Raw genomic sequence first — 26,195 nt, forward strand, 5'->3', positions numbered from 1 at the left:
TTGCGGCGCGTTTGAGCCGGTATCTTAATGGATCGCCCGGGGGCGGATCATCGCCACGGGGCGCTTCTGGCGGCGCGAAGGAGTCAGGTGGACTTCGGCCAAGGCTTCATCAAGCGCGGTTTCAATGCTGGCGGTCATGCTTGCGGCGCTTTCTGCCCCGACGCGCGCGGTACGGGCCGGATCAGCAGAACTTTCATCCGAAGGCGACAGGGCATCGCGCGCGATATCAAGCGCTGCCTGCATGTCAAGCGACTGAAGCTCGGCCCATTCCAGGGCGACTCGGGTCAGGGCCGATGATGCAGCCGACAGGAAATCATTCAACACCTTGGCCGATGTGGCCGTGCCAAATTCCCCCGTATGGATGGCCCGGCGCGACAATCTCGCAAGCAGGGGGTCAAGTGCCGCGATCGGTTCGGGTTCACCCCCGAGGAAGAAGGTCAACCTGCCTTCCCGGGCATCCTGTTGCGACCCGATGAAGGGGGCGTCTACCAGCGCGACATGGCGCGGAATTCGCGCGCGTAGGGCGCGAACGAAGCGCGGCGGAAGATCCGCCGCTATGACAATCTTCGAGCGAATGGGCAGCTGCCGGGCCAACCCCGACTGACCGATCAGGATATCCTCGAGCTCCAGCAGGTCATGCGGCACAAGCAACAGCGTGGAAAGCTGCTGCAAGCCATTGCCACGGTTTCTGACCAGTTCGTCGGTCGGGCGGATATCGATCCCGCCGGCTTGCAGCCTGGCAAGGAATGTCGCGGCGAAGGGCCCCGACCCTGCTATGCCGAGTGTTTCGGTCAATGCACGATCTTCTCGTCGCGAACGAACATGTTCGCCCATGCTCGATCGATGAGTTCGGGAGTCATCTGATACGGAATTCCTTCGAAATTGCAAATGGCGATCATCTGATCGATCAGGAATTGGGGTTGGTAGTTCGCGTATTCGTTGTTGATCGTCGGATACTTCACCTTCAGGAGGTGCAGCAGGGCCTTTTCGTCAAGCGGCATCTTCTTCTTCTTGGCCACCATCGCAAAGATCTTCAGGAACATCTCCTGGTCAGGACCGTCGATCTTGATCTTGAAGAAGATCCGGCGAAGCGCCGCCTTGTCGAAGATCTCGTTCGGGTGGAAGTTGGTCGAGAAGATGACAAGCGTGTCGAATGGGACCTCGAACTTTTCGCCCGATTGCAGGGCAAGGATATCACGATTTTCTTCCAGAGGAACGATCCAGCGGTTCACGATCTTCTGAGGTGGTTCGGACTGACGGCCAAGGTCGTCGATGATGAAGACACCACCGGTTGCCTTCATCTGCAGCGAGGCGGTGTAGGTCCGTGCCGTCGGGTTATACGTCAGGTCCAGCATGTCCAGCGTCAATTCGCCGCCGGTAATGACAGTGGGGCGTTCACACAGGACGTAACGCTGGTCGAACCGCGCCGAGGTCCTGCGCAGCGAGGTGGGGTCTTCCTCGACCACCTCGGCCGCGGTGTGGACGATCGGGTCGTAGACCGTGATGACCTGTCCCGCATATTCCACCGCGCGGGGGACATAGATCTTGTCGCCGATCGCATCGCGGATACCGTTTGAAATCGAGGACTTGCCGTTCCCCGGCGGGCCATACATCAGGATCGATCGCCCGGCACTGACCGCCGGCCCAAGATGATCCAGCAGGGAATCGGGCAGGATCAGATGGCCCATCGCCTGCGTCAGCTGTTGACGCGTGATCTGAATGTTGCGGATCGACTGACGCTTGACCTGTTCGCGGTACATTTCCAGCGGCACGGGCATCGCGCCGTAATATTCCGATTGCGACAGCGCATCGAGCGCGCGCGCCTTGCCGGCATCAGTCAGCTGATATCCCATCTCCTTGGACGCGGTGGCATGCAGCGTACCGGTCGCCTCCAGCAGCTTCTGGCTGCGCGCAAGATCGACCAGCTCCTGCGTGACGGCCACCGGCAGGGCAAGCGCGCGCGACATCTGGCTGACCTGCTCGAGATTCATGCGGAAGATCGTCTTCAGCAGCAGATCGCGCATCACAACGATCGACAGGCCCGTCTCCTCCAACGATCGGGGGGCGGGTGGCGCGATCACGTTCGAAACCTGCATGTTCATGTGAGTTGATCCTTGATCGATCTTGTCTGTACTGGTCTGGCCGAATTGCCACGCCCGGAATGTTCGTATCCAACCGGGATTCAGCCTGGGACAATGCCCGGGTAATGTGGCCAAAAAATGGAAACAATTTTGGGATCCTGGTTCGAATGGGCAGTTCACGCGCGATCCGTCTTTTGGCGTTCCTTGGCCTGGTGGTCGGCATTCTTGGGGGCGTCTCGCTGGTCAAGGGCGGGATCTATCTGGGCAAGCACGAAGGCGATGCCATGCACCTGGCCGAGCTGGTGCTGCGCATGGCGGACGGCCAGTTGCCGCACCGTGACTTCATGACGCCCATCGGAATTCTGGCCATCGCGCCAATCGCGGCATTCGTATCGTTGGGGCAGGGGATCGGCATGGCGTTTCTGCTGGCGCAATGTCTTGTTGCGCTGACACTTCTGCCCGCCGTCTTGCGGGTTGCGATCAGTCGCCTGACCGGGGTCTGGCCATGGGCCTATGGTGGCTTCGTAATGGCGCTGTGCGTAGCGCTTGTTCATGGCGAGGCGCATTCGGCCATCTCGGTATCCATGCATTACAATCGCTGGGCCTGGGCAGTGGCCTTCGTGGTTCTGCCGCTCGCCCTTCTGCTGCCGCATGCGAAGGAACGTCCATTCGTTGATGGCGCCATTGTCGGGATCGGAATGGCGGTGCTGGCGCTGATGAAGGCGACCTATTTTGTCGCGCTGGCTCCGGGCGTTGCCGTTGCGCTGATCGCGCATCGTCGGTTTGCGATGCTGGGCTGGGCGGTTCTTGCGGGGCTGGCCATCGCAGCGATGACCACGTTGCTTTGCGGCACCGACTTCTGGTGGGCCTATTTGCAAGACCTTCTGACCGTTGCGAGCAGCGACAGTCGCCCCGCGCCGGGGGAAGACTTCGTGACCGTGGTGGCGGGTCCAGCAAATATCGGCGCAAGCCTGTCCATTCTGGCGGCCGTGATATTCCTTCGGCAGGCCGGGCGCGCGGCCGAAGGTGTGGCGCTGCTGATCCTGATGCCGGGGCTGTTTTACATCACCTATCAGAACTTCGGCAACGATCCGCAATGGATACTGCTTCTGGCGCTGCTTTCATTCGCCCTGCGGCCCGACGCGGACCATAGGAACGGGCTGGGATGGCGCTTGCGCGATGCGCTGTCCTATGTGGGGGTGATCGCCCTTGCGCTTGGGCTGGCGTCGGCAGTCAACGTGGCGCTCAGCCCCTTTCGAAATCTGGCGGCCAAGACGGACGACACGACGCCATTGCTGTCACATCTGCCCCAGCACGCGGATCTGCGCGCACTGACGCCGCGCCTGTTCACGATCCGCCGGGTGGAATCCATGACCGAGCCCGGCGAGCCATTTGCGGTCTTCCGGGATCGTGTCGAGCACGAGGACCCCGTGGTTCTGAATGGAGAGACGCTGCCCGAATGCGCTCAGGAAGGTGGCATCACCGCCTGGTTCGAACTTGTTTCTGCCGAGTTGGAGGCGGCGGGATTCGCCGGATCGGCGATCATGGGGACGGATCTGTATTCGGCCTATTGGCTTTACGGCGACTTTCGCCCGGTGATTGGCGCCGCCCCGTGGTATTACGGCGGCCTGCCGGGAATCGAGAATGCCGACTATGTCGTCATCCCACTATGCCCGCTGTCGCGCAGTCTGCGCGCCTCGATGTTGAAGTCTCTGGAGGAGACGGGCTGGCAGCTGAACGAAGTCTTGCGCACGAGCCTTTACGTCGTTGCCGCGCCGGTCGCGCCGAACAGGAATGCGACGAGTGACGGGAAGGCCATCAGCGACAGGTAGAACAGGAAGGTCCCGACAAGGGCCAGCCCCATCGGAAAATCCTTGCGCGTCCAGCTGACCCAGCCCGGCGTCAGTCTGCGCACGGCGGGTATCGCTCGCAGCAGCCGGTGGGCGGCAAAGGCGCCCAGCAGGAAGGCTGCGAATACCGGCAGCACGATGGGAAGATGCGTCGGCGCAATGAACGGGGCAGCCGCCGCCGCGAATTTCGCGTCGCCCGCACCGACATGCGCAACCGCGTTCAGCACGAAGCCGATCAGCAGGACGACCACGAAATTGAGCCATCGCCAGGCCCAGGGCTCGAGCGGCAGAAGAACCGGCCCCGCCAGGGCAAAGATCGCCATGACGGCCAGAACCGCCTTGTTGGGAATTTTCATCGTGCTGAGATCGGACCACGCGACCCAGGCGCAGACCGGCAGGCACAGAACAAGAAAGACGCGATAGGCAAAGGTGACGGCCTCGAGACCTTCGAACGGATTCAGCATCGGGTCAGCCCTTCGAGACGGTCTTGTTCAGGGCTTCGAGCGCGCGGGCGGCCTGTTCGAAATGCCTGGGGCTGGTTTCGACGGCGTCTTCCAGCAGGCCGCGCCCGATCGTGACGTCGCCCTGCTTGATCGCCGTCAGCGCGGCCGTGTACAACAACTGGGCCTGTTCCTCTTGCGTCATCTGGATCAACGGGAGATCGTATTTGCGTTGCGCGGCGCGGGCCAGGACCAGGTTGTTCTTGATCGTGAAGTTGTTGGGATCATAGGTCAGTGCTTCGGCGAAAAGACGCTCTGCAGATGCGAAATCGCCGCGCGACAGCTTGGAAAAGCCCCAATTGTTGAGAACCCCGCCCGGCTGTGTCGTCAGACCAAGCGCCGTTTCATAGAACGAATCCGCCTTGGACCATTGCTTGTTGGCATCTGCGACCATGGCCTCGAGCCTGTAGCGGTCATAGGTTTCATGCGTCGGGGGGATGCTGTCCAGAACTGCCTTGGCCTTGGACCATTCATTGGCCCGGATAAGGGCGTCGGCGTAGGCAACGCGGTCGTCATTGGTCGCTTCGGGCGAATTCACGATCTCGGCCCAGACCGCACTGGCCTGAACGGGTTTGCCGGCACGTGTCAGCGACTTTGCCAGCCCGCGCTTGAGTTCGATCCTCTCGGGGTTTTGCGCAGATGTGCGGGCGAAGTAGTCCACCGCCTCGTTCGGATCGGCCGCGTTCAGCATCACCTCGTTGAGGTTGCTTTCGTCGATGACATTCACGTCCTTGAGAGCGCGCTTTACATCCGCATTCGACGTGTTTCCGCAGGCGGACAGGGCCGCGATGGCCGCAATCGTGACGGTAAGTAATGCCTGTTGGCGCATTTGCTGCGTCCCTTTTCTGCTCTTGCCTCAGGGCGCGGTCAGAAGCAGGTATTGCCCGTTCCCGCGCCGTACCAGGGAAAACTCGCCCTCTGGGCCGGAATCATACGATGGATTGTCCACTTTTGCGAGGGAAAGGCGAAGGTTCTGGCGGATCTCGTCAGACCTGCCGTTGTCCAGGGCGAAGGCGGTCTTGAAGACTTGACTGGCCTCGGCGTATTCGCCCTTCTCCATCAGGACGACGCCCAGGTTGTTCCATGCGGGGACAAAGGTTTCGTCCTTCTGGATCGCCAGCCGCAGGATCGTTTCCGCCTGTCCGAGCCGGCCCAGCCGCAGATTGGCCGATCCGATGGCCGACAACGTGTCGACGTTTATTCCTTGCTCGGCCGCTGCGCGGTAATAGGCCTTGAGCGCAAGCTCGTATTCACCCGCCGCCATCAACCGGTGTCCGACGATCAGACCATCGACGGATTCTTCGCCGGGAACCGGATCCGTCGGGGCATAGGGCCCGCCGATATCGGAGTGTCCGTCCGCCATCTGACAAGCGGCCAAGAGGACGGAAAGGACGAATCCAGGGAAAGGGCGGGCTGCCATGATCCTCAGGGGCGGAAATTCGCGAAGACCTGCATCATGTCATAAACCGACGGCCCGACAAGGATAACCAGAAGCGGCGGGACCGTGAACATCATGGTCCCCAGCGTCATCTTGGTTGGCAGCTTGTTGGCAATTTCCTCGGCCCGCATGACGCGCTTGTCGCGCATCTCGGCCGAATACACCCGCAGGGCATCGGCAATCGACGTGCCGAATGTCTGCGACTGGATCATGACAGTGACGAAAGACGAGATATCAGGAATTCCAACCCGCTCCGAGAATGCGCGCAGGACGGAAATGCGATCCTTGCCGGCCTTGGTTTCCTGGGCGACGATCTCCAGCTCCTCGGCAAGGGTGGGATACCCCACCTTCAACTCCTTGGAGACACGCATCAGCGCCTGGTCAAGAGATTGCCCGGCCTCGACGCAGACAAGAAGCATGTCCAGCGCGTCGGGGAAGGCATTCTGCATTTCCTGCTGACGGGTCTGGATCCGGCGTTCTACCCAGTATCGGGGCAGGAAATAGCCGACGAGCCCGGGAACAAGGACATAGAGCGCAAGCTGGGTCGTCGAGACGTCGCCGCTTGCCGAACTGATCAGACCGAAAATGACGCCGACGACAAGAAACGAGATGCCCAGTATGAACTGGATGGCGTGGAACTTGCGCACGGCATCGCGCCCGCGATAGCCCGCCCGCAGCATCTTGAGCCTGGCCGTCGAAAGCTCCTCTTCGGTCTTCGGCTCCAGGAAGGATGCGAATTTTTCCAGCTTGTCATTCTTCCTGCTGCTGCGAAGCGTGGCGCGCGGTTGGGATGACTGGGTCTTGGTGGCTCCCGCCGGGCGCGCAGTTTCGCGCAGCTTGTCCCATGGGTCCGCCCGCTTCTTCAGGATCACGGGCAGCGTCACGCCGATCATCAGCACGCCAAGGATCGCCACGGCATAGAGCGGTCCAAGCGGCCCCAGAAGATTTACCAGATATTCGTTCAGTGCGCTCAGCATGGCGTTCCCCTCAGACCTTGATGTCGGTCATCATGCGCATGAAGATCATGTTGATCCCCAACATGATGAAGACGAAAAGGGCCGCCGGCACGAAAAAGGCCGTGTCCTTGACCTTGTCGAAATAGTCCGGCTTTGCAAGCTGGATTATCAGCAGGACGAAAAGCGGAAAGCCCGACAGGAATGCGCCCGACCATTTTGCTTCGGCCGTGATCGCGCGGACGCGACGGAACAGGCGGAAACGGGCGCGGATAACCTTTGCAAGACCGTCAAGGATCTCGGCCAGGTTGCCGCCTGATTGCTGCTGGATGGTCACGGCGACCGCAAGGAAGCGAAGGTCCTGCATGTCGAGGCGTTCGGCCATGTCACGCAGGGCCTCGGAAATGTCGCGCCCATAGGCAGCCTCGTCTGCGATCAGGCCGAATTCCGTGCCCAGCGGGTCGGGGACTTCCTTGGCGACGATCTGGATGGCCGAGGAAAATGGGTGCCCCACACGCAGCGAACGAACCATGAGCTCGACCGCGTCGGGCAGCTGCTCCTCGATCATGCTCATGCGTTTCTTGGCCTTGCGGCTGATCCAGAAATAGACGGCCCCGATACCCATCACCAGCGACAGCGTGATCTGAACGGGCGTTGACGCCTGGGTGCCGATCTTGAGGCCGATGAAGGCGACAAAGCTCAGAAGCGCCATGATCCCGACCAGCGCCCTGGGCGAAAAGACGATATTTGCCTTCTGTGCCTTGGTCGCCAGCAGCGAGTAGAAGGGTATGCCCTTGGCCTTCAGGTGCTGGCTGGCTTCCTTGCGAAGCTGCTCCAGAACCTGCTCGCGCTTGCCGCCCTTTTCCAGAAGCTCGAGCCGGCGATTGACGCGCGAGTTGAGCGAGATCGACTTGCCGAAGGCAAGCAGATACAGACCTTCTACCAGCAACAGGACGGCAAGGAAAATGGCCGCGTAGATCAGCGGGGCGGGGCTCAGGATCATGTGCGCTTACTCCGCGGCGACGGGTTCATAGATGGAGGGAGGCAGGTCGTAGCCCCAGGCCTTGAAGCGATCGGAATAGGCCGAGCGCACGCCGGTCGCCGTGAAGCGCCCGATGATCTTTCCATCCGGCGCAAGGCCCAGCCGTTCGTAGCGGAAGATCTCCTGCATCGAAATGACGTCGCCCTCCATGCCCGTGATTTCGGTGATCGACACCATGCGACGCGAGCCGTCCTGCAGGCGACTTGCCTGCACGACAAGATTCACGGCGCTGGCGATCTGGCTGCGCACGGCCTTGATGGGCATCTCGATGCCGGCCATGGCAACCATGTTTTCCAGTCGCGAGATGGCATCGCGCGCCGAGTTCGCGTGAATCGTGGTCATCGATCCGTCGTGGCCCGTGTTCATGGCCTGAAGCATGTCGATGACTTCCTCGCCGCGCGTTTCGCCGACGATGATGCGGTCGGGACGCATGCGCAGGGCGTTTCTCAGGCAGTCCCGCTGTGTCACGGCGCCCTTGCCTTCGACGTTCGGCGGACGGCTTTCCATCCGGCCGACATGGACCTGCTGCAGTTGCAGTTCCGCCGTGTCCTCGATTGTCAGGATGCGTTCGGAATTGTCGATGAACGACGACAGCGCATTCAGCGTCGTGGTCTTGCCCGAGCCCGTACCGCCCGAGACGATGACGTTCAGCCGGGTTGCCACCGCTGCCTGCAGATAGGCGGCCATCTCCTCGGTGAAGGCGCCGTAGCGGATCAGGTCGTCGACCGACAGCTTGTCCTTCTTGAATTTCCGGATCGAAACCAGCGACCCATCCACCGCGATGGGCGGGATCATGCAGTTGAAACGCGACCCGTCCGCAAGACGCGCGTCGCAATAGGGGTTCGATTCGTCCACCCGCCGCCCGACGGCCGAAACGATCTTGTCGATGATGCGCAGCAGGTGGCGTTCATCCTTGAACTGGACGTCTGTCAGTTCCAGCTTGCCGTTGCGTTCGACGAAGACCTGATGCGGACCATTGACCAGGATGTCGTTGACCGTGTCATCCTGCAAGAGCGGCTCAAGCGGCCCGAGGCCCATGACCTCGTGATAGAGTTCCTGGAACAGCTGGGTGCGTTCGTCCTTGTTCAGGACGACGTTCATGCTTTCCAGCGCCTCGGTCGAGATGGCCACGATCTCCTGTCGCAGCTCGGCCTCGGTCGCATGTTCAAGTGCGGCGAGGTTGAGGTTGTCGAGCAGGCTCTTGTGCAGCTCGACCTTCAGTTCGTTCATCCGCTCCTTGCGCTTGCGCTCCTTGTCGATTGGCGCCGGCTGGGCGGCGACGGTCGGGGCCTTGCGCGTGACGCCGGTGGGCACGGTTGTGGCGGGAGCGGCAGGCTTGGAGGCCGCGGCCGGAGGCTGAGTGTTGCCCTGTGATTTCTTGTAGCGCGAGAACATGACGACCTCTCCTTCGCTCAGACCAGACCGGCCGTTGCCGCGGCCCGTCCGTGTTCAAGGATGGATTGCGCCATCTTGGTGATTTCCTTGCGCAGCGGGCTTTTCGCTGCGGTTTCCGCCAGGGGCAGACCGTGATCGTTGGAATCGGTCACTTGCTTGCCACCGTCTGGCAGCTGGATCTCGATCTTGATGTCCAGGCTTTCGGCCAGTCGCTTGACCCGGCCCTTGCCCGAAAGATCGGTGAATTTGGGCGCCCGGTTGAGGATGTAGCGCAGCTTTTCGAATGGCAGATCCTCGGCCTTCAGTGCGCGGATCATGCGCAGCGTGTTCTGGGCCGACCGCATGTCGAGTTCGATCATCGCGAAATAGACATGCGCCTGGTTCAGGACGGCCTCGGTCCACTGGACGACAGTGCGCGGCATGTCGACGATAACGAAATCGAAATTTGCGCGGGCGATGTCCAAAATGCGATTGATGTCTTCGGATGTCACGATATCGAGGGGCAGCATGTCCGAGGGCGCCGTCAGAACATGCAGCTTGTCCTTGAAGGTAACAAGCGTCTGCAGGAATGCGGCATGGTCCACGGCAGCGGTGTCCGAAAGCATTTCATAGACTGCCTCGCGGCGCGGCAGATCAAGATAGGTCGATACCGATCCCGTCTGGAAGTCGAAATCCAGCAGGCAGACCTTGGGCGGATTGGTCTTGTCGAGGTTCGCAAGTTCCCACGCCAGGTTGACGGCGAGTGTCGTGGCGCCGGTGCCGCCCGCAAGCCCGTGGATCGGATAGACGATACCCTGACGGTTTTCGCCGCCCGTGACGACGGCCGCGGCTTCGATGGCCGGGGCCTGAGCGGCCCGGCGAAGGCGTTCGATGGCATCGTGCAGCGCGGCTTCGGGCAGGGGGTAGGGCACAAAGTCGTCAGCGCCGAGTTTCAGCAGCTGATGCAGGGCCATTGGGCTGATTTCGTCGGCAATCAGAATGGCCTTGATGTCGCGATCCTTGGCAGCCTTCACGATATCCGCGATCCGGCCGAGATTGCCTTCGTCCTTCGAATCGACCGCGATCGCGATGAATTCCAGCGTTGCGGCATCGGGCTGCTGCAGATATTCGATCGCCTCGTCGAAGGAAAGATCACCCCAGCTTTCGCCAAGTTCGGTTTCCATGTCTTCGATCAGAAGATCGAAATTGCTGATGTCTCGGGAAATCGTACAGGCGACGACGGGTGTCACGTCCGGTTGCTGTGCTGCAGCGCTACTCATTCAATTCGTTCCTTCTCAATACCCTGGGCAAGGTTGTCGGCCCGGAAGGGGCAGGCACCGGCCACGACGGGATCCTGCAGTCCGGAATCGCAGGACCACCCAATGGTTCTTGACTTCACAGCTTCCGCAGAAAGGTGGCAAGAATTTGGCCAAATAATCGTAATTATACGCCCTGTGTGGAAGATGGGCGCGAAAAGGCGGCCTTTGTTGCCAAAGACCGCCTATGCAGTGTTCCGATCGGCGGATATCCGTCAACCGCCGTCGCCAACAAGTTCTGCTTCATTTTGACCATGCTGCGGCTGTGCGCTGTTGACGTATTCGCGCCAGATGACCGCCGCATACTTGCCGTTCAACACCGAAGGATGTTTCCGGACGAATCCGGAGACCTCGGTTACCGTGCGGCGATTGCGACGTTCGGGTGCCTGCACATAGACCAGTGGCTTGGTTTCACCGAAAGAGGCGACCGCCTCGAGCCGGGACCGATCGATGCCCTGCGAGACGAGGTAATTCACCACCGCCTGGGCGCGTCGCAGGCCAAGCCTTTTATTGTAGGCGTCCGAGCCTACGAGGTCCGTATGGCCATAGACGCGGAATCTGACCTCGGGGAACTGGCGGATCCAGTCGGCCTGTTGGCGCAGTGCCGCGCGCGCGGTTTCGTCGAGTTCGGCACTGTCAAAGGCAAAGTTCACCGTGTTCGGAACCTCGGCGGCAAAGCGGCGCGTCAGATCGATGACCATGGACCTTTCGTCCGCCTGGACGAGGGTGTTGTTCATCGTCGCATTGCCAAAGTCGCTGGTCTCGATCTCGGAACCGGCCTCGGAGTAGAATGTCCGGGCTATGTTGGTTTCCTTGGAGCACCCCGCAAGACCGACAAGGCCCGCAGACAGAAGAAGAAGGCTGAGACGTGTCTTCATCGGGCTTACTCCATCACATAGCCGTAAGAGCCGGAAAAGTCCTGCTTGGCCACTTCGGCCACTGCTCCCTTGGCCGACCGGTTGCCGGCGGTCTTGCCAAGCAGGAACAGCTCGGCCTCGGTCGGGGGACGGACGCGATCGGTCGGCAGGGCAAGAGCCTCGCCGCGCACCGGGGTCACGAGATGCGGCGTGATGATGATTACGAGCTCGGACTGCTTGCGCTGGAAGTCCACGGATCGGAACAGCGACCCCAGAACCGGGACGTCGCCCAACCAGGGAACTTGCGATGCTCCATCAGTGAAATCATCCTGAAGCAAGCCCGCGATCGCAAAGCTTTCTCCGTCCCGCATCTCGACGGTCGTGGTGGTCCGCCGCGTTTTGAAGCCGTTAATTGTGGTTCCACCTGCGACGGTCACGATGGATGAGTCGATCGACGAGACGGCCGTACTTATCTCAAGATTGATCAAGTCCCCATCTACGACCCGCGGAGTAAATTTCAGCTCTACACCGAACGGCTTGTACTCGATCGAAATCGTGTTGTTGTCGCCCCTGGTGGGAATCGGAAGTTCTCCACCGGCAAGGAAATCGGCTTCCTGGCCTGATAGTGCGGTAAGATTCGGTTCGGCCAAAGTGCGCACCAAGCCCTTGCTTTCGAGAGCTTCGAGCAAGACGTTCAACTCAAACGAGCCGCGTGTCAGCGAGAATCCCAACCCGCTTTCTGCACTCCCGCCGGCCGAAGATGTACTGTAGCCGCCAGAGGGCTTGAATGTTCCACGGGTAACGCTGGCGCCAATGGCGCTGGACAATTCCTTTGAAACCGAACGCTGCATTTCGGCGATGCGGACCTTCAGCATGACCTGCTGGACCCCGCCCACATTCATCAGGTTGGAAACACGTCCAGGTGCGTAGCGTTCGGCCAGATCCAACGCGCGATCAAGTTTTGCGGCAGAGGAGACCGTGCCCGACAATACGATGCTGTCTGCAGCCGTGCGCACCTCGATCTGCTCGCCGGGCAGGATTTGCTGCAGGCGCTCCTTGAACTCGCCGACGTCGATCGAAACATGGACGTCCACGTTCGCGATCAGGCTGCCATTCTCGCCCAGAAGTGTGAGCGTGGTTCGCCCGGGGGCCTTGCCCAGAACGTAGATCGAGCGATCCGATAGGGTCGAAATGTCGGCGATCCCTGGGTTGGCGATGGACAGCTGCGCAAAGGGTTGGTCCGCTTCCACGACCACCGCGCGGTTCATCGGAACGGTCAGCGAGCTGGACGCCGCACCGTTCATTACCCGCAATGTTTCGGAATGCGCGGGAATTGCTGCTGCAAGAGCGACCGCAATGCCCAGCATGCCGGCCGATAGTGTTGACTTCATGTGCATGTGACCTGCCTCTCCGATCACGGAAATGAATGGGGTCTTAGTGCCCCGTTAATTGCGATCACAATGAGGCCGTCCTGCATTCATTGCAACTATCAAGTGCTTGGCGCGCATTCTTTATGTGCGATCTGTGCAACACTGCGGGATATGGGTAAAATGAAATGCGCCGTCCACCTGATGTGGTGGTCGGCGCATTTGTCCAAGCGAAAACCGCCAGCCGCTCTAGTTCGTGCAGGGAATGACGGTCTCAACGATTTCGCCACCCTTATTGGTGCGAATCGTGCATACGCGTTCCTTTTCCTCGACAACAGGGGCGGGGGCTTCCTGGATACCCAGAAGCGTGTTCCGGTCGATTTCGATCTGACCGATTTCCGTCGTGTCGCCCGTACCGACCAGGGACAGGGTGAGGCGCCCCGTGCGCTGTGCGAGCTCCAGCGCGGCGACCTGTTCGGGCGATCCCTCGATCGTGACGGTGCGCGCAATCAGGGTTTCCTGGACCCGGTCCGCGTCCGCGTTCTGGTCGATGGCGATCAGGCGCACGTTCCGGTCGATCAGCTTCGTCACGTCCTGACCGTTGATGTTGCCCGACCAGTAGATGTCCACGCGGTCCTCTGGCCGCAGGAAGCCGGAAACGCCCGATGTGACATCCACGCGGATGGTGAAGGCGCGCATCCCTGGCGACAGGTTCGCCTTGATGCCGGCATCCACGCCGGGCGGCGTGATCTTCGATTCAAGGATTGGTTCGTATTTCTGGTAGCTGCGCAGCGTTGCGCGCGGGCGGGTTTCGCCCTCGTAGAACACCGGCTTGATGTTCGGGTCACCATCCTGCGGGGCGACAATGGCGTTGAAGGCGCCTTCGGGGACCTTGTCCGCCTGCCACTTGACGATGTCGAGATCATCGCGCGTGAAGCGTTCGCCGTAATTCTTTGGAGCCTTGGCGACGACGACATCCACCAGGCGCGGGGCGTTGCGCTGGGCGGCTTCAAGCTGCGCCGCACGCAGATTGGCCTGTTCGATGTAGTTCTGCGCCATGTAGACCGCAAAACTGGCCAGCGCGATCCCGACAACGAGAACGAGGCCGAATACCAGTCGCATGAAAGTCCCTTTCCTTGAAGCTGCGCTGCACGGGACAGATGTGCCCGCGCGGATTGCGAATTTCAAGCAATACAGCGCCCAAATATGGCAAAACGGCGATCAAAGATCGCCAAAAAGGTGGACTTGTTCTGTTTCGGAAACCTGCGCGGATCTTTGCCGGGAACGGGACCTACTTGCCCACGTCGGACGCTACAGCAGTCAGCTTTTCATCGATCTTTTGACCCAGCGTGGTCACGCCGGGCTTGATCGCGGTACCCGCAAGGATCGCCAGGGTGCAGACAACCGCCGTCAGCACGACCCAATCAATGGTTACCGCACCGGACTCGTCATCGAGGAATTTCCCAGGGTCGATATTGAAGCTCATTAATGCACCGCTGTCGTTTGTTCTGGAGGCCTCATTCCCGGGGTCGGCACCGGTCTGCAGGCTGGTTGATTCAGATAAGCGTAAGAAATAGGCAGGAATTGGGCAGGGTTGGGTCAATAGTTGGGGGGGCGCAGCGCGTGATATCAGCGCGTGGAAAAAATGAAGCCGCGCTTGGGGCGCGGCTTCCATGAACCAGCCTTGGCAGGCCGACCAATTACTGCAGCTGCGTGGTTGCGCTGCTCAGGTAGTTGTTGATCGCGGTCGACAGCGTGCCGGTGCCCGACTTGATCGCGCCCAGCGCCAGGATGCCCAGGCCGACAACCGCGGCGGTCAGCACGACCCAGTCAACGGTCACAGCACCGTCTTCTTCGTTGTGGAATTTCTTCGCAAGCTTGAACAGTTTCATGTCTCTCTCCGTTACGTTCGCCCGTTGCACCATCCGCGTCGCGCAGCGCCGTTTTCCGTTGGCCCTGATCACCGCGGCATGTGCATATATAGCAGGTCAATCATGGCAGGAATTTGGCGCGTATCGTTCATTTTCCGGTTTCTTCTTGGGCAGATGAGATTCATTCAACCAACTGATTGGGTTATATTTTTTGTGTGTTCTGTCCGTTGTCACCCGCCTGCCGTCACAAGAATCACGGGACTTTGGGGCTGCAAATCCGCCTCGTCCGCGGCCTTTGGGCTGGCCGTAAGCGCCCGGAAAGGGCATTCTGGTGCAAAGGGGTGAACCCGAACAGGCGATAGAAGCGATGCGAGCAGTTGAATGGTGCAGGGTGCCCGTCGTGGCGCTGGCGATACTGACGGCGGGCTGGGCCAAGGCTGAGACGCTGAACGCCAAGGCCGGTGGTCCTGCTGACTTTACGTTCAAGATGATCTCGCCGGCGCAAGCGAAGCCCGGCAGGTGGATCACGGTCCAGATCGACCCTGAAGAGCAGGCGCGCAGGCTGGCGGCCGGGCCATTGCCGCCGCCCGAAAACCCGATTCCGCGCGGCGGCGCCGCCCCGGGACTGCAGCCTGAATCCGCGCCTGCGGTCAGTTCCTACGATTGGTACTGGGCGATGGTTCCGGCAGCGCTTGCCGAAAGGTCGGGCAGGTTCGACCTTGCCCTTGCCGCGCTGGCCCGCGCTCCCGAGGGAAAGGCCGTGCCTGCACCGCGCCTGCAACAGATGCAGGAAATCGCCGCCCGCCATGGGCGCGAAATCCTGAAGGCCACCGTGGGGCGCAACATATCGCCGGCATTGGTTCTGGCGATCATTTCGGTGGAAAGCTCGGGGCGGCCCGACGCGATCTCGCCCGCAGGGGCCGCGGGGCTGATGCAGCTGATTCCCGCGACCGCCGAGCGTTTCGGTGTCGCCGATCGCATTGACCCGGCTGAAAACATCGCCGGAGGGGTCGCCTATCTCGAATGGCTGATGCGCGAGTTCGACCGCGATCCGGTGCTGGTACTGGCGGCCTACAATGCGGGAGAGAATGCGGTGCGCAAACATGGCGGGGTACCGCCCTATGCCGAAACACGCGCCTATGTGCCAAAGGTCCTTGCCGCCTGGCTTGTCGCGCGCGGTCTTTGCGTGACCCCGCCGGAACTGGTCACGGATGGTTGCGTATTCGCGGTCAACGGGTAGCCTTGCGGCATGAGCGAAACGACCCCCCTGGTTCTGGATGTCGACGGGACGTTCCTGAAGACGGACCTGTTGTATGAATGCCTGTGGGCGGGCCTTGGCCGTGCCCCGCGCGAGACCATTCTGGCCGTGATCCGGCATTTCCGGCATCCCGCCCGCCTGAAGGCAGAACTGGCGCGGATCGCGCCGCTGCGAACGGATCTCCTGCCGGTCAATCCCGATATCGCCGATCTGGCCTTGCGTTCGCGCATGGCCGGGCGCGAGGTGGTGCTTGCATCGGCCTCGGACCGGCTTCTCGTCGAGCGGCTGGCGGCGGAATATGGCCTGTCGGGTCGCGTATTCGCCTCGGACGGAGAAACGAATCTCAAGGGCGAGGCCAAGGCGGCCGCCCTGGTCGCCGAATTCGGCGAGCGCGGTTTCGATTATGCGGGTGATTCCGCCGCGGACCTGGCCGTCTGGCGGCATGCCGAGAATGCCATCGTCGTGGGTCCGGTGCGCAGTGCGCGCGCCCTCTCGGCCGATGGTGCCAATATCGTCGAGATCGCAAACGGGTGGAAATTTCGTGCCCTGATCCGGGCCATGCGCCCGCATCAATGGGTAAAGAACGTCCTGCTGCTGCTTGCGATGATCGCGGCGCACCGGTTCGACCTGCAGACCCTGATCCCGGTACTTTGGGGGATGGTCGCGTTCTCGGCGGCCGCTTCGTCGATCTATATCGTCAACGATCTGATCGATCTCGAGGCCGACCGCCTGCATCCGACCAAGAGGCTGCGCCCATTCGCCAGTGGCGAGGTCCCGATCGTCGTCGGAATGGGCGCGGCCGCCGGTCTTGCGCTGCTGGCTGTTGCAATTGCGGCATGGCTGGGATGGGCTTTCCTGGGCGTGCTGGTCTTCTACATGATCCTGTCGCTGGCCTATTCGCTGAAGCTCAAGCGGATGCGGTGGATCGATATCGCGACCCTGGCTGCGCTTTATACGGTGCGGGTCGTCGCGGGGGCAGCTGCGGGCAAGGTGGATGTGTCGATCTACATGCTGATCTTCATCTATCCCGTCTTCATCACGCTGGGATGTGTGAAGAGGCTGACGGAACTTACGCTGGCAAAGTCCGACGAACGTCTGCCGGGACGGGGTTACAGCCGTGCGGATCGTGGCGATCTGCTGAACGTCGCGGTGCTTGGCATCGTTGGCGCGCTGGTGATCTTCTTTCTCTATTCGATCAGCGAACAGGGCAGGCAGCTTTACCCCACGACGTGGCTTCTGTGGGTCGCGATGGTGCCCATGGCGTGGTGGCTGAACCGCATGGTTCTGCTGGGCTGGTTCGGCAAGCAGGACTACGATCCGATCGTGTTCGCCATGCGCGACAAGTTCGGGTTGGGGCTGTTGATGATCACGCTCAGCCTGATGTTCTGGGCAGCTGGCCTCTGGGCCAAATGGTTCGGGCTCTAATCCTCGTCCCGACGTTTCAGGCGGTACACGCCTTCGGGCAGGTTCAGCGCGGCTGCAAGGTCGCGCAACTGGCTCATGGACATTTCGATCTTGCAGACCTCGTCACGCCGCGGGTCGTATTGCTCGATCGTCACGCATTCGGCGAATGCGTGAATTATGACATCTTCCTGAAGATTTGGGCTGCCCTCGTCCACAAGGGTGATGACGGTTGCGTCGAAATCGTGCTCGATGGTGAACATGGGCGCAGGTTAGCGCGCCATCGTGGGTCCGGCAATGGCATCGGGCATATCTTGAAACGGGCGGGCTGACGCATCAGGGTTCCGGCAGCAAGAAGATGAGGCAGTGCAATGGTCTTACGTCCTGGTGTTCTTGGCGCAATGCTCATGCTGGCCGGCTGTGTTGCGACGTCACCTGCGGCACCGCCTGCCGTGGCGCCTGCTGCCGACGCCGGCTGGACGCCCGAGATTGCCGCGCGCAGCTTTGCCGATGTCGTCGCGCGCATGGAGCCCGTGATCGAAAATGAATGCCTTGCGGCAATGACCGTGGTCAATTGCGACTTCCTGATCGTCGTGGATGCCCGCCCGGGCCTGGCCCCGAACGCCTATCAGACATTGGACCGATTCGGACGTCCGGTCATTTCCTTCACCATCGGCCTTATTGCCGAGGCGAGAAACGCCGACGAGCTGGCATTCGTGATGGGACACGAAGCTGCCCACCATATCGCCGGGCACATTCCGCGCCAGCAACGCGAGGCCATGACCGGTGCGCTGGTGCTGGGCGGCCTGACCGCCTTGACCGGGGGCGATGACAATGCGGTGCGCACGGCGCAGCGCATCGGCGGGACAATCGCGGCGCGGCGCTATGCCAAGGCGTACGAACTGGAGGCCGATGCGCTGGGCACCGTCCTGACCTGGAAGGCGGGGTTTGATCCCGAACGGGGGGCGGCGTTCTTCACGCGTATTCCCGACCCCGGGGACGCCTTCCTTGGAACCCATCCGCCGAACGCTGCACGAATCCAGACCGTCAGGCGCGTCGTCGATGCCTTGCGGAACGGCGCAGGACAGGGATGAGGGAACGAATGAGCTGGCTTGGCAGTCTGGGTTCGGAAATCGCGCGTTTCAGGAACACCTGTAAATGGTCGTGGCAGGGCTTCACGGCGGCGTGGCGGTCCGAGAAATCGTTGCGCCAGTGGACCTTGGTGAATGTCCTGTCCGCCGCTCTGGCGTTCGTTCTGGACCTTGACGCGGGCGAGCGGGCGCTTGTCCTGGCGCTGGGTCTGATCGTGCTCGCGGCCGAGCTCGCCAATACCGCGATCGAAGAGATCGTGGACTTGGTCATGCCCGAACGCGATCCGCGCGCTGCCAAGGCCAAGGATTGCGGTTCGGCCGCCGTGGCCCTGTCGGCACTGGCCGGGGGCGTGGCCTGGCTGGTAATCCTTCTGGGGTAGGGAATTCCGGAATGTGCCGAAATGGGCTGCGGTGCTAGCCTGATTGCGGTGGTGACTGGTGGCGGAGGGTGGTCCGCCAGACGCGGTGCGACCGCCGCGTCAAAGCCGTTCGTCGCGGGGGTGGATCCGGGCTGCAAGGGCGTGCATCCTGGGTCCACCCCCGCGATGAACGGCCTTACGCGTCTGTCTTTCGGCGACTGTCAGCGCGTCGGCCTGACGATTCGACGGTTCAACGAACCAGCCGTCCCCACAGGTCGTATTCACCGGCCTCCTCGACCTCGACGGTGACGATGTCTCCGGGCTTCAGTCCGGTGAAGTCCTCGTCGATGAACAGGTTGCCGTCGATTTCGGGCGCGTCGGCCTTGGTACGGCACGTTGCGCCTTCGTCGTCCACCTCGTCCACGATGACGTCGAGCGTCTGACCGACCTTGCGCGCCAGTTTGGCGGCTGAAATCGCCTGGGCCTTTTCCATGAACCTTTCCCAGCGGTCCTGCTTGACCTCTTCGGGCACGTGGTCGGGCAGGTCGTTGGCGCGCGCGCCCTCGACGTTTTCGTATTTGAAACAGCCCACACGGTCGAGCTGCGCCTCTTCCAGCCAGTCGAGCAGCGTCTGGAACTCCTCCTCTGTCTCGCCCGGGAAGCCGACGATGAAGGTGGACCGGATGGCAAGATCCGGGCAGATCGCGCGCCAGGCGGCGATCTCGTCCAGCGTCCGCGCCGCCGCGGCCGGCCGCGCCATGCGCCTCAGCGTGTCTGGATGGGCGTGCTGGAAGGGGATGTCGAGATAGGGCAGAACCAGCCCCTCGGCCATCAGGGGGATCAGATCGCGCACATGCGGGTAGGGATAGACGTAATGCAGCCGTACCCAGGCGCCGAGACTGCCCAGATCGCGCGCCAGATCCGTGACATGCGCCCGAAATTCCCGCCCATCACGCCCCGCGCTGACGGCATGCTTGAGGTCAACCCCATAGGCCGAGGTGTCCTGGCTGATCACCAGCAGTTCCCGCACACCAGCCTCGACCAGCCTTTCGGCCTCGCGCATCACGGCATGGGCCGGGCGCGAGACAAGCCGACCGCGCATGTCGGGGATGATGCAGAACCGGCACTTGTGATTGCAGCCTTCGGAGATCTTCAGATAGCTGTAGTGCCGCGGTGTCAGCTTCACGCCGGTTGCGGGCAGAAGATCGACAAAGGGATTGGGGGCGGGCGGCACGGCCGCATGAACCGCGTCCAGAACCTGTTCGTATTGATGCGGCCCGGTGACGGCCAGAACCGAAGGATGCGCGCCGGTGATGTATTCGGGCTCGGCGCCAAGGCAGCCGGTCACGATGACGCGGCCGTTCTCGCGCAGGGCCTCGCCGATTGCCTCGAGGCTTTCGGCCTTGGCGCTGTCCAGAAAGCCGCAGGTATTCACGATCACCGCATCTGCGCCCTGGTAATCCGGGCTGATCGCATAGCCTTCGGCGCGCAGCCTGGTCAGGATGCGTTCGCTATCCACCAATGCCTTGGGGCAGCCAAGCGACACCATGCCGATCCGCGGCTGTCCGGGGCGGGCCTGCGTGTCGAAAACCGGGCTGGGCGCGATGTCGGGTCGAAGATCTGGCGGGTTCTGTGTCATGGCCGGCCCCTATACGCGGTTGGAGCATTCAGGGGAAGGGGTCAGTTGCGCAACCGCCATCCCGTGCGGAAGATGAACCATACCGCCGCCATGCCAAGCCCCAAAAAGACTGCGACCGCAACAAGCGATGCGGCGACGGGAACATCGGCCTGACCGAAGAACGCCCAGCGAAAGCCGGATACCAGATACAGCACCGGGTTCAGCTTGGCCACGTCCTGCCAGAATGGGGGCAGCATGGACGCCGAATAGAAGGCGCCGCCCAGGAAGACGAGCGGGGTGACGACCATCATCGGGATGAACTGCAATTGCTGCCAGTCCTTTGCCCATATCCCCATCAGGAAACCGAACAGCGAAAAGCTGAATGCCGTCAGGACCAGAAAACCCGCTGCCCAGAACGGATGCTGGATCGGCAGATCGACAAAGAACAGGGCCGTCAGATAGATGACCGCCGCGATGATGATGGATTTCAGCGCGGCTGCACCGACATAGCCCAGCACGATCTCGAAGAACGAGATGGGCGCGGCCAGGATTTCGTACATCGTGCCCACGAATTTCGGAAAGAAGATTCCGAAGGACGCGTTCGAGATCGATTGCTGCAGTACGGTCAGCATGATCAGGCCCGGCACGATGAAAGCGCCGTACGAAATGCCTTCGACCGATTCGATGCGCCCGCCGATGGCCGCGCCGAAGACCACGAAGTACAGAACCGTCGATACGACGGGCGAGGCCAGCGATTCCCACGGCGTGCGCCAGAAGCGCGCCATCTCGTGCGCAAAGATCGTTCGCACCGCCCGCCAGTTCATGCCGCTTCTCCCAACAGGCGCAGAAAGACGTCCTCGAGCGAGGATTCGCGCGTTTCCAGGTCGCGTACGGCGATGCCGTGCCGGGCCAGAGTGGCGAACAGCCGCGCGATGCCGCTGCGATCGGCGCGGGTGTCATATTCGTAACTCAGGTGTTGACCGTCTTCGGACAGCACAAGCCCCAGTTCACGCAGATCGGCCGGCAGGGTGATCAGCGGTTCGACCAGTTCGACCACCAGTCGTTTGCGGCCGAATTCGTGCATCAGATCCCGCTTGTCGCGCACCAGCATCAGGCGGCCCTTGTCGATGATCCCGATACGGTCGGCCATTTCCTCGGCTTCTTCCAGGTAGTGGGTCGTCAGGATGACCGTCACGCCCTGGTCGCGCAGGCGGCGCACGACGGCCCAGGTGTCGCGCCGCAGATTCACGTCAACGCCCGCCGTGGGTTCATCAAGAAACAGCACACGCGGCTGGTGCGACAGGGCCTTGGCGATCAGGACGCGACGCTTCATGCCGCCCGAAAGTTCCATCAGCCGGGCGTCGCGCTTGTCGTACAGAGACAGGTCGCGAAGCAATTTTTCCAGATAGGCGTCGTCGGGCTTCCGGCCATACAGGCCGCGGCTGAACCGAACGGTGTTCATCACCGTTTCGAACATCTCGATCGAGATTTCCTGCGGCACCAGGCCGATCAGGCTGCGCGCTGCGCGGTAGTCGCGGACGATGTCATGCCCGCCAACGCGCACCTCTCCGCCCGATGGCGTGACCAGGCCGCAGACAATCGAGATGAAGGTCGTCTTTCCCGCCCCGTTCGGGCCCAGAAGGGCAAGGATTTCACTCTCATGGATATCAAGCGAGACATCCGACAGCGCGGTCGTGCCGCCCGCATAGGTCTTGGACAGGTTGCGAACTTCGATGATCGGCACGATGGGCCTCGATCCGGGGCGCCGGGAGGCGCTGTCAGCGTTTGCGGTCGCGCCTTGCGCTCATGGGCTGGTACGCCAGCGCCGTATGGGCCTCGCAATAAGGCTTGCCCGGCAGCGCGGCCAGTCCGCAGAAATAGAAGTCATCCGTAGCCGGATCGCCAAGTGGCCATTTGCATGTCCGCTCGGTCAGCTCCATCAACGAGATGCGTCGGGCGAGCTTTTCCGCCTCGCTGGCCTTGGCCAAAGCCTCGGGGCTGATCTCGTTGGCAGAGGGCTGCGGCGGCAGGGGCTGGCCCGGAACGTGTTTGCGCGCGGGCTGCGCGGCCGGGGCGGCCGCCGCGGGCTCGGCCGCGGCTTTTTCGGGCGCTGGCGAAGCGGCGGCTTCCGAAGCTTCGGCCTTTGCGGGGGCTTCCGCCTGCCTGGCGCTGGTGTCTGGCTGTTCTTCCTTGGGCTTTGCCGTTTCGCCGGCTGCGTTGCGGTTGGACAGGCCCAGCCGATGAACCTTGCCGATCACCGCATTGCGGGTGACGCCACCCAGTTCCTTTGCGATCTGGCTGGCAGACTGGCCTTCGGCCCACATTCTTTTCAGGGTCTCGACGCGTTCGTCGGTCCAGGTCATGATCGATCCTTAGCTGTTTGGCCTTTTCAGCGCGGCCGGTCAGGCCTGCGCGAGGCATATCGGGCGTTGCGCGCATTTTAGTCGGGACACGACGAGATACAAGCCGCCCGGCCCGGTTTCAAGTCCAGACGAACGGGCGGCGCCTTTCGACGCATCGGTGGACAAGCTGCCGACATTGAATTAGGCGGTGAGTCATGAAGATGCATTGCGCCACCACGAAGTTCCCTCGACGCCGACGCTGAACCGCGTTCGTGGCGCGAACGCGCGCCATCTTCATGCCTTCCCACATCGTTGACTTGGCCCCGTGCATCGGGCACGGATTGCCAAAATCCGCTGGAGAGCACCCATGATCCCCACGATCCTTCCGACCTATAATCGTGCTCCGCTTTCATTCACCCATGGGCAGGGCAGCTGGCTGTTCGACGAGGGAGGCGAGCGATATCTGGACCTTGCCGCGGGGATCGCAGTCAATGCCCTGGGCCATGCGGATCCGCGCCTGGTGTCCGCCCTGACCGAACAGGCGGGCAGGCTGTGGCATGTGTCGAACCTGTATCGAATTCCCCAACAACAGGAACTGGCCGATCTTCTTTGCCAGACATCCTTTGCCGATACCGTTTTCTTTACCAATTCCGGGACAGAGGCCGCCGAACTGGCGATCAAGATGGCGCGCCGCTACTGGTTCGAAAAGGGCGATCCGCGCCCCGGCATCATCACGTTCCAGGGCGCGTTTCACGGGCGCTCGACCGGGGCGATTGCCGCGGCGGGATCCGAAAAGATGACGCAGGGCTTCGGCCCGTTGATGCCGGGCTTTCTGCAGGTGCCTTTCGGCGACCTTGACGCGCTGCGCGCGGCGATCGGCCCCGATACGGGTGCCGTGATGGTCGAGCCGATCCAGGGCGAGGGCGGCATTCGCGCCCTGGCGGATGAGGACATGGCCACGATCCGGGCCATCTGTGACGAGTTCGGGCTTCTGCTGATCCTGGACGAGGTCCAGTGCGGCATGGGTCGGACGGGGCGGCTTTTTGCCCATGAATGGGCGGGCATCGTGCCCGACATCGTGATGGTGGCCAAGGGCATCGGCGGCGGTTTCCCGCTGGGGGCGGTGCTTGCGCGCGAGAATGCCGCGGCGGCGATGACGGCGGGCAGCCATGGCTCGACCTATGGCGGCAATCCGCTGGCCTGCGCGGTCGGGCTTGCCGTTTCGCGGATCGTGTCCGAGCCGGAATTCCTGCAAGACGTTGCCCGGAAGGGTGCCGCGCTGCGCGCCGAGCTGCAGGCCCTGGTGGACGCCAATCCCGACCTGTTCGAGGAAGTGCGCGGGCGCGGTCTGATGCTGGGGCTGAAATGTCGCGTGGCCCCTGCCAATCTTGTTCAGGCTGGCTACCGGGCGCGCGTCTTGACCGTTCCCGCGGCCGACAATGTCGTTCGCGTGCTGCCGCCGCTCAACATCACGGATGCCGAGATTTCCGAGGCCGGGCAGCGTCTGCGCCGTGCGGTCGAAGTGCTGCGTGCCGACGCCGCCGGAAACTGACGCGCCGATCACAGACATTCATAACAAGGACAGCGGGATGAACCACTTTCTGGACATTCACAAGACCTCGCCCGAAGACCTTCGCGCCATGATCGAAATGGCCAAGGCGATGAAGCGCGCGCGCGGCGGGCGGCCCAAGGGCATGCGCGACGACGAAACGCCGCTGACCGGCCGGATGATCGCCCTGATCTTCGAAAAGCCATCGACCCGCACGCGCGTCTCGTTTGACGTCGGCGCGCGCCAGATGGGCGGTGAGACGATGGTTCTGTCGGGCAAGGAGATGCAGCTGGGGCATGGCGAGTCGATCGCTGACACGGCCCGTGTCCTTTCGCGTTTCGTCGATCTGATCATGCTGCGGACCTTCGAGGAGGCGACGCTTCTGGAGATGGCCGAACATGCGACGGTGCCCGTGATCAATGGCCTGACGGATTCGTCCCATCCCTGCCAGATCATGGCGGATATCATGACCTACGAGGAGCATCGCGGCTCGATCGCCGGGCGCCGCTTCGTCTGGGCGGGCGACGGCAACAATGTCTGCGCCAGCTGGCTGCATGCCGCCGGACAATTCGGGTTCGACCTGACCTTTACGGGGCCCGAAGCGTTCGACCCTGATCCGCGGGCCGTCGAATTCGCCCGCTCGCGCGGATCGAGGATCGAGATCGAGCGCGACCCGCTGAAGGCGGCAGAAGGAGCGGATGCGATCGTCACCGATACCTGGGTGTCGATGCACGACCCCGAAAGCGCGCGCGAGCGGCGCAACAAGCTGCTGCGCCCCTATCAGGTCAACGCGGCAGTGATGGCCCGCGCCAAGCCCGATGCGCTGTTCATGCACTGCCTGCCCGCCCACCGCAACGAAGAGGCCACGGACGAAGTCATGGATGGGCCGCATTCGGTCATCTTCGACGAAAGCGAAAACCGGCTGCATGCGCAAAAGGCGATCCTGCGCTGGTGTCTGGGCGTATGAAAGGCCGCGGGGCGGGGCTTCGCTCTGCCCCGTGTCAGCTTCCGCCGGACCACGCGACCGAGTAGAGCTCGCTTGGCGTGATTACCAGGTCCAGCCCGATCTTGACGCCGACGATCAGAACCAGCGCGGCCAGCAATATGCGCAATTGTTCGGCCTTCATGCGCGCGGCAAAGCCCGCGCCAATCTGGGCGCCAATCACGCCGCCGACCAGAAGGATGACCGCCAGCACCAGATCAACGGTCCGGTTCGTCGTCGCATGCATCAGCGCCGCATAGGCCGACACGAAGGTGATCTGGAACAGCGATGTGCCGATGACGACCTTTGTCGGCATGTTCAGAAGATAGATCATGGCGGGCACCATGATGAAACCACCGCCAACGCCCATCACGGCAGACAGGAAGCCCACCAGCGCCCCCACGCCCAGCGGCGGGATGATCGACATGTACAGCCCCGAGGTGCGAAAGCGGACCTTGAAAGGCAGCGCGGCGACCCATCCGCGCGGTGCCCGTCGGGTGGCTTTCGGTGGCGTCTTCGATGATCTGCGCAAGGCCCGCAGGCTTTCAATCAGCATCAAGGCCCCGACCGCGCCAAGAAAGACGACGTAGAGCAGCTGGATCATCAGATCGACCTGGCCCATCGCGCGAAGGGTGTTGAAAATTGCAAGCCCCGCCGATGATCCGATCAGCCCGCCGAACAGCAGGACCCAGCCCATGCGGAAATCCACGGATCGGCGGCGGATATGAGCGAAGATGGCCGACACGGAGGAGGCCACGATCTGATTGGCCGAGGTGGCAACCGCGACTGCCGGAGGGATGCCGATGAAGAACAGAAGCGGCGTGATCAGGAACCCTCCGCCCACGCCGAACATCCCTGACAGCACGCCAACCAGGCCGCCGATCGAGAATAGCGTGAGGATATTGACCGAGACCTCGGCAATCGGAAGGTAGATGTTCATGGATTA

The 26,195-nt window shown here is 62.1% G+C and carries 27 protein-coding genes; 7 read left to right on the forward strand and 20 right to left on the reverse strand.

The features are described from left to right. Positions 1 to 24: 24 nt before the first annotated feature. Entirely contained in the window at positions 25 to 795 is a 771-nt protein-coding gene (locus LV82_RS09765; RefSeq protein ID WP_170063400.1) for an NAD(P)-binding domain-containing protein, read from the reverse strand. Then, positions 792 to 2,102: a P-loop NTPase family protein gene (locus tag LV82_RS09770; protein WP_104071177.1), complete on the reverse strand. Its 1,311-nt coding sequence runs from the start codon at positions 2,100 to 2,102 to the stop codon at positions 792 to 794. The genes LV82_RS09765 and LV82_RS09770 overlap by 4 nt, the downstream gene beginning before the upstream one ends. A gap of 146 nt (positions 2,103 to 2,248) precedes the next feature. On the opposite strand from LV82_RS09770, the gene LV82_RS09775 reads away from it, so the two are divergent. Beyond that, positions 2,249 to 3,913: a hypothetical protein gene (locus LV82_RS09775; RefSeq protein WP_146065154.1), complete on the forward strand. Its 1,665-nt coding sequence runs from the start codon at positions 2,249 to 2,251 to the stop codon at positions 3,911 to 3,913. On the opposite strand, the gene LV82_RS09780 is transcribed toward LV82_RS09775, so the two are convergent. From LV82_RS09780 to LV82_RS09835, 12 genes are all read right to left on the reverse strand, one after another. Continuing rightward, positions 3,841 to 4,395: a prepilin peptidase gene (locus LV82_RS09780; RefSeq protein WP_104071181.1), complete on the reverse strand. Its 555-nt coding sequence runs from the start codon at positions 4,393 to 4,395 to the stop codon at positions 3,841 to 3,843. The two genes, LV82_RS09775 and LV82_RS09780, sit on opposite strands and share 73 nt — an antisense overlap. Before the next feature lie 4 nt (positions 4,396 to 4,399). Continuing rightward, positions 4,400 to 5,260 (reverse strand): tetratricopeptide repeat protein, encoded by an 861-nt coding sequence (locus tag LV82_RS09785; RefSeq protein ID WP_104071182.1) that lies wholly within the window; start codon positions 5,258 to 5,260, stop codon positions 4,400 to 4,402. A gap of 27 nt (positions 5,261 to 5,287) precedes the next feature. Beyond that, positions 5,288 to 5,794 carry a tetratricopeptide repeat protein gene (locus tag LV82_RS09790; protein WP_245873133.1) on the reverse strand — a complete coding sequence of 169 codons (507 nt, stop codon included), beginning with the start codon at positions 5,792 to 5,794 and terminating at the stop codon, positions 5,288 to 5,290. 62 nt (positions 5,795 to 5,856) lie between these two features. After that, positions 5,857 to 6,846: a type II secretion system F family protein gene (locus LV82_RS09795; protein ID WP_104071186.1), complete on the reverse strand. Its 990-nt coding sequence runs from the start codon at positions 6,844 to 6,846 to the stop codon at positions 5,857 to 5,859. Positions 6,847 to 6,856: 10 nt separating this feature from the next. Further along, the gene (locus LV82_RS09800; protein ID WP_104071187.1) at positions 6,857 to 7,825 is read right to left on the reverse strand and encodes a type II secretion system F family protein; all 969 of its coding nucleotides are present in this window, start codon (positions 7,823 to 7,825) and stop codon (positions 6,857 to 6,859) included. Positions 7,826 to 7,831: 6 nt separating this feature from the next. Continuing rightward, the gene (locus LV82_RS09805; RefSeq protein ID WP_104071189.1) at positions 7,832 to 9,259 is read right to left on the reverse strand and encodes a TadA family conjugal transfer-associated ATPase; all 1,428 of its coding nucleotides are present in this window, start codon (positions 9,257 to 9,259) and stop codon (positions 7,832 to 7,834) included. A gap of 17 nt (positions 9,260 to 9,276) precedes the next feature. Further along, positions 9,277 to 10,518: a CpaE/TadZ family protein gene (locus LV82_RS09810; protein ID WP_104071191.1), complete on the reverse strand. Its 1,242-nt coding sequence runs from the start codon at positions 10,516 to 10,518 to the stop codon at positions 9,277 to 9,279. 251 nt (positions 10,519 to 10,769) lie between these two features. Next, positions 10,770 to 11,432, reverse strand: a complete 663-nt coding sequence (locus LV82_RS09815) for an OmpA family protein (RefSeq protein WP_104071192.1) — start codon at positions 11,430 to 11,432, stop codon at positions 10,770 to 10,772. Between the two features lie 5 nt (positions 11,433 to 11,437). Next, entirely contained in the window at positions 11,438 to 12,808 is a 1,371-nt protein-coding gene (locus tag LV82_RS09820; protein WP_104071194.1) for a type II and III secretion system protein family protein, read from the reverse strand. Positions 12,809 to 13,027: 219 nt separating this feature from the next. Further along, the gene (gene cpaB, locus LV82_RS09825) at positions 13,028 to 13,900 is read right to left on the reverse strand and encodes a Flp pilus assembly protein CpaB (RefSeq protein WP_104071195.1); all 873 of its coding nucleotides are present in this window, start codon (positions 13,898 to 13,900) and stop codon (positions 13,028 to 13,030) included. A 169-nt stretch (positions 13,901 to 14,069) separates the two neighbouring features. Next, positions 14,070 to 14,264 (reverse strand): hypothetical protein, encoded by a 195-nt coding sequence (locus tag LV82_RS09830; protein WP_104071197.1) that lies wholly within the window; start codon positions 14,262 to 14,264, stop codon positions 14,070 to 14,072. A 214-nt stretch (positions 14,265 to 14,478) separates the two neighbouring features. Further along, on the reverse strand, positions 14,479 to 14,670 hold the full coding sequence (locus LV82_RS09835; protein WP_104071199.1) for a hypothetical protein: 192 nt from the start codon (positions 14,668 to 14,670) through the stop codon (positions 14,479 to 14,481). 346 nt (positions 14,671 to 15,016) lie between these two features. Here LV82_RS09835 and LV82_RS09840 point away from each other — a divergent pair, with 346 nt between their 5' ends. Then, positions 15,017 to 15,889, forward strand: a complete 873-nt coding sequence (locus tag LV82_RS09840; protein ID WP_104071200.1) for a lytic transglycosylase domain-containing protein — start codon at positions 15,017 to 15,019, stop codon at positions 15,887 to 15,889. A 9-nt stretch (positions 15,890 to 15,898) separates the two neighbouring features. Then, the gene (locus LV82_RS09845; protein WP_104071201.1) at positions 15,899 to 17,332 is read left to right on the forward strand and encodes a UbiA family prenyltransferase; all 1,434 of its coding nucleotides are present in this window, start codon (positions 15,899 to 15,901) and stop codon (positions 17,330 to 17,332) included. Here LV82_RS09845 and LV82_RS09850 read toward each other — a convergent pair. Beyond that, positions 17,329 to 17,571 (reverse strand): hypothetical protein, encoded by a 243-nt coding sequence (locus LV82_RS09850; RefSeq protein WP_104071203.1) that lies wholly within the window; start codon positions 17,569 to 17,571, stop codon positions 17,329 to 17,331. The genes LV82_RS09845 and LV82_RS09850 overlap by 4 nt on opposite strands. 108 nt (positions 17,572 to 17,679) lie before the next feature. On the opposite strand from LV82_RS09850, the gene LV82_RS09855 reads away from it, so the two are divergent. Continuing rightward, positions 17,680 to 18,402 carry a M48 family metallopeptidase gene (locus LV82_RS09855; RefSeq protein ID WP_104071204.1) on the forward strand — a complete coding sequence of 241 codons (723 nt, stop codon included), beginning with the start codon at positions 17,680 to 17,682 and terminating at the stop codon, positions 18,400 to 18,402. Positions 18,403 to 18,410: 8 nt separating this feature from the next. Next, on the forward strand, positions 18,411 to 18,779 hold the full coding sequence (locus LV82_RS09860; protein WP_104071206.1) for a diacylglycerol kinase: 369 nt from the start codon (positions 18,411 to 18,413) through the stop codon (positions 18,777 to 18,779). Positions 18,780 to 19,008: 229 nt separating this feature from the next. Here the strand turns inward: LV82_RS09860 and rimO are convergent, their stop codons facing one another. From rimO to LV82_RS09880, 4 genes are read right to left on the reverse strand one after another with little or no spacing between them, the layout of a single operon-like run. Continuing rightward, on the reverse strand, positions 19,009 to 20,397 hold the full coding sequence (rimO, locus tag LV82_RS09865) for a 30S ribosomal protein S12 methylthiotransferase RimO (protein WP_104071208.1): 1,389 nt from the start codon (positions 20,395 to 20,397) through the stop codon (positions 19,009 to 19,011). Between the two features lie 41 nt (positions 20,398 to 20,438). Beyond that, positions 20,439 to 21,200, reverse strand: a complete 762-nt coding sequence (locus tag LV82_RS09870) for an ABC transporter permease (RefSeq protein ID WP_104071210.1) — start codon at positions 21,198 to 21,200, stop codon at positions 20,439 to 20,441. Continuing rightward, positions 21,197 to 22,123 (reverse strand): ABC transporter ATP-binding protein, encoded by a 927-nt coding sequence (locus tag LV82_RS09875; RefSeq protein WP_104071212.1) that lies wholly within the window; start codon positions 22,121 to 22,123, stop codon positions 21,197 to 21,199. The genes LV82_RS09870 and LV82_RS09875 overlap by 4 nt, the downstream gene beginning before the upstream one ends. 31 nt (positions 22,124 to 22,154) lie before the next feature. Beyond that, positions 22,155 to 22,739: a GcrA family cell cycle regulator gene (locus tag LV82_RS09880; protein WP_104071213.1), complete on the reverse strand. Its 585-nt coding sequence runs from the start codon at positions 22,737 to 22,739 to the stop codon at positions 22,155 to 22,157. 346 nt (positions 22,740 to 23,085) lie between these two features. On the opposite strand from LV82_RS09880, the gene LV82_RS09885 reads away from it, so the two are divergent. Both LV82_RS09885 and argF read left to right on the forward strand, forming a co-directional pair. Continuing rightward, complete coding sequence (locus LV82_RS09885; protein ID WP_104071215.1) at positions 23,086 to 24,270, forward strand: aspartate aminotransferase family protein; 1,185 nt, start codon at positions 23,086 to 23,088, stop codon at positions 24,268 to 24,270. A gap of 37 nt (positions 24,271 to 24,307) precedes the next feature. After that, positions 24,308 to 25,234 (forward strand): ornithine carbamoyltransferase, encoded by a 927-nt coding sequence (gene argF, locus LV82_RS09890; RefSeq protein WP_104071216.1) that lies wholly within the window; start codon positions 24,308 to 24,310, stop codon positions 25,232 to 25,234. A gap of 34 nt (positions 25,235 to 25,268) precedes the next feature. Here argF and LV82_RS09895 read toward each other — a convergent pair whose 3' ends face one another. Next, complete coding sequence (locus LV82_RS09895) at positions 25,269 to 26,189, reverse strand: sulfite exporter TauE/SafE family protein (RefSeq protein ID WP_104071218.1); 921 nt, start codon at positions 26,187 to 26,189, stop codon at positions 25,269 to 25,271. Between the last annotated feature and the right edge of the window lie 6 nt (positions 26,190 to 26,195).

Source organism: Albidovulum inexpectatum, from assembly GCF_002927635.1.
GTDB classification, from domain to species: Bacteria; Pseudomonadota; Alphaproteobacteria; order Rhodobacterales; family Rhodobacteraceae; genus Albidovulum; species Albidovulum inexpectatum.

Coding starts and splice junctions, on each gene's coding strand:
- LV82_RS09770 (WP_104071177.1), bottom strand. CDS start 2,102: ATGAACATGCAGGTTTCGAACGTGATCGCGCCACCCGCCCCCCGATCG.
- LV82_RS09775 (WP_146065154.1), top strand. CDS start 2,249: ATGGGCAGTTCACGCGCGATCCGTCTTTTGGCGTTCCTTGGCCTGGTG.
- LV82_RS09780 (WP_104071181.1), bottom strand. CDS start 4,395: ATGCTGAATCCGTTCGAAGGTCTCGAGGCCGTCACCTTTGCCTATCGC.
- LV82_RS09785 (WP_104071182.1), bottom strand. CDS start 5,260: ATGCGCCAACAGGCATTACTTACCGTCACGATTGCGGCCATCGCGGCC.
- LV82_RS09790 (WP_245873133.1), bottom strand. CDS start 5,794: ATGGCGGACGGACACTCCGATATCGGCGGGCCCTATGCCCCGACGGAT.
- LV82_RS09795 (WP_104071186.1), bottom strand. CDS start 6,846: ATGCTGAGCGCACTGAACGAATATCTGGTAAATCTTCTGGGGCCGCTT.
- LV82_RS09800 (WP_104071187.1), bottom strand. CDS start 7,825: ATGATCCTGAGCCCCGCCCCGCTGATCTACGCGGCCATTTTCCTTGCC.
- LV82_RS09805 (WP_104071189.1), bottom strand. CDS start 9,259: ATGTTCTCGCGCTACAAGAAATCACAGGGCAACACTCAGCCTCCGGCC.
- LV82_RS09810 (WP_104071191.1), bottom strand. CDS start 10,518: ATGAGTAGCGCTGCAGCACAGCAACCGGACGTGACACCCGTCGTCGCC.
- LV82_RS09815 (WP_104071192.1), bottom strand. CDS start 11,432: ATGAAGACACGTCTCAGCCTTCTTCTTCTGTCTGCGGGCCTTGTCGGT.
- LV82_RS09820 (WP_104071194.1), bottom strand. CDS start 12,808: ATGCACATGAAGTCAACACTATCGGCCGGCATGCTGGGCATTGCGGTC.
- cpaB (WP_104071195.1), bottom strand. CDS start 13,900: ATGCGACTGGTATTCGGCCTCGTTCTCGTTGTCGGGATCGCGCTGGCC.
- LV82_RS09830 (WP_104071197.1), bottom strand. CDS start 14,264: ATGAGCTTCAATATCGACCCTGGGAAATTCCTCGATGACGAGTCCGGT.
- LV82_RS09835 (WP_104071199.1), bottom strand. CDS start 14,670: ATGAAACTGTTCAAGCTTGCGAAGAAATTCCACAACGAAGAAGACGGT.
- LV82_RS09840 (WP_104071200.1), top strand. CDS start 15,017: ATGCGAGCAGTTGAATGGTGCAGGGTGCCCGTCGTGGCGCTGGCGATA.
- LV82_RS09845 (WP_104071201.1), top strand. CDS start 15,899: ATGAGCGAAACGACCCCCCTGGTTCTGGATGTCGACGGGACGTTCCTG.
- LV82_RS09850 (WP_104071203.1), bottom strand. CDS start 17,571: ATGTTCACCATCGAGCACGATTTCGACGCAACCGTCATCACCCTTGTG.
- LV82_RS09855 (WP_104071204.1), top strand. CDS start 17,680: ATGGTCTTACGTCCTGGTGTTCTTGGCGCAATGCTCATGCTGGCCGGC.
- LV82_RS09860 (WP_104071206.1), top strand. CDS start 18,411: ATGAGCTGGCTTGGCAGTCTGGGTTCGGAAATCGCGCGTTTCAGGAAC.
- rimO (WP_104071208.1), bottom strand. CDS start 20,397: ATGACACAGAACCCGCCAGATCTTCGACCCGACATCGCGCCCAGCCCG.
- LV82_RS09870 (WP_104071210.1), bottom strand. CDS start 21,200: ATGAACTGGCGGGCGGTGCGAACGATCTTTGCGCACGAGATGGCGCGC.
- LV82_RS09880 (WP_104071213.1), bottom strand. CDS start 22,739: ATGACCTGGACCGACGAACGCGTCGAGACCCTGAAAAGAATGTGGGCC.
- LV82_RS09885 (WP_104071215.1), top strand. CDS start 23,086: ATGATCCCCACGATCCTTCCGACCTATAATCGTGCTCCGCTTTCATTC.
- argF (WP_104071216.1), top strand. CDS start 24,308: ATGAACCACTTTCTGGACATTCACAAGACCTCGCCCGAAGACCTTCGC.
- LV82_RS09895 (WP_104071218.1), bottom strand. CDS start 26,189: ATGAACATCTACCTTCCGATTGCCGAGGTCTCGGTCAATATCCTCACG.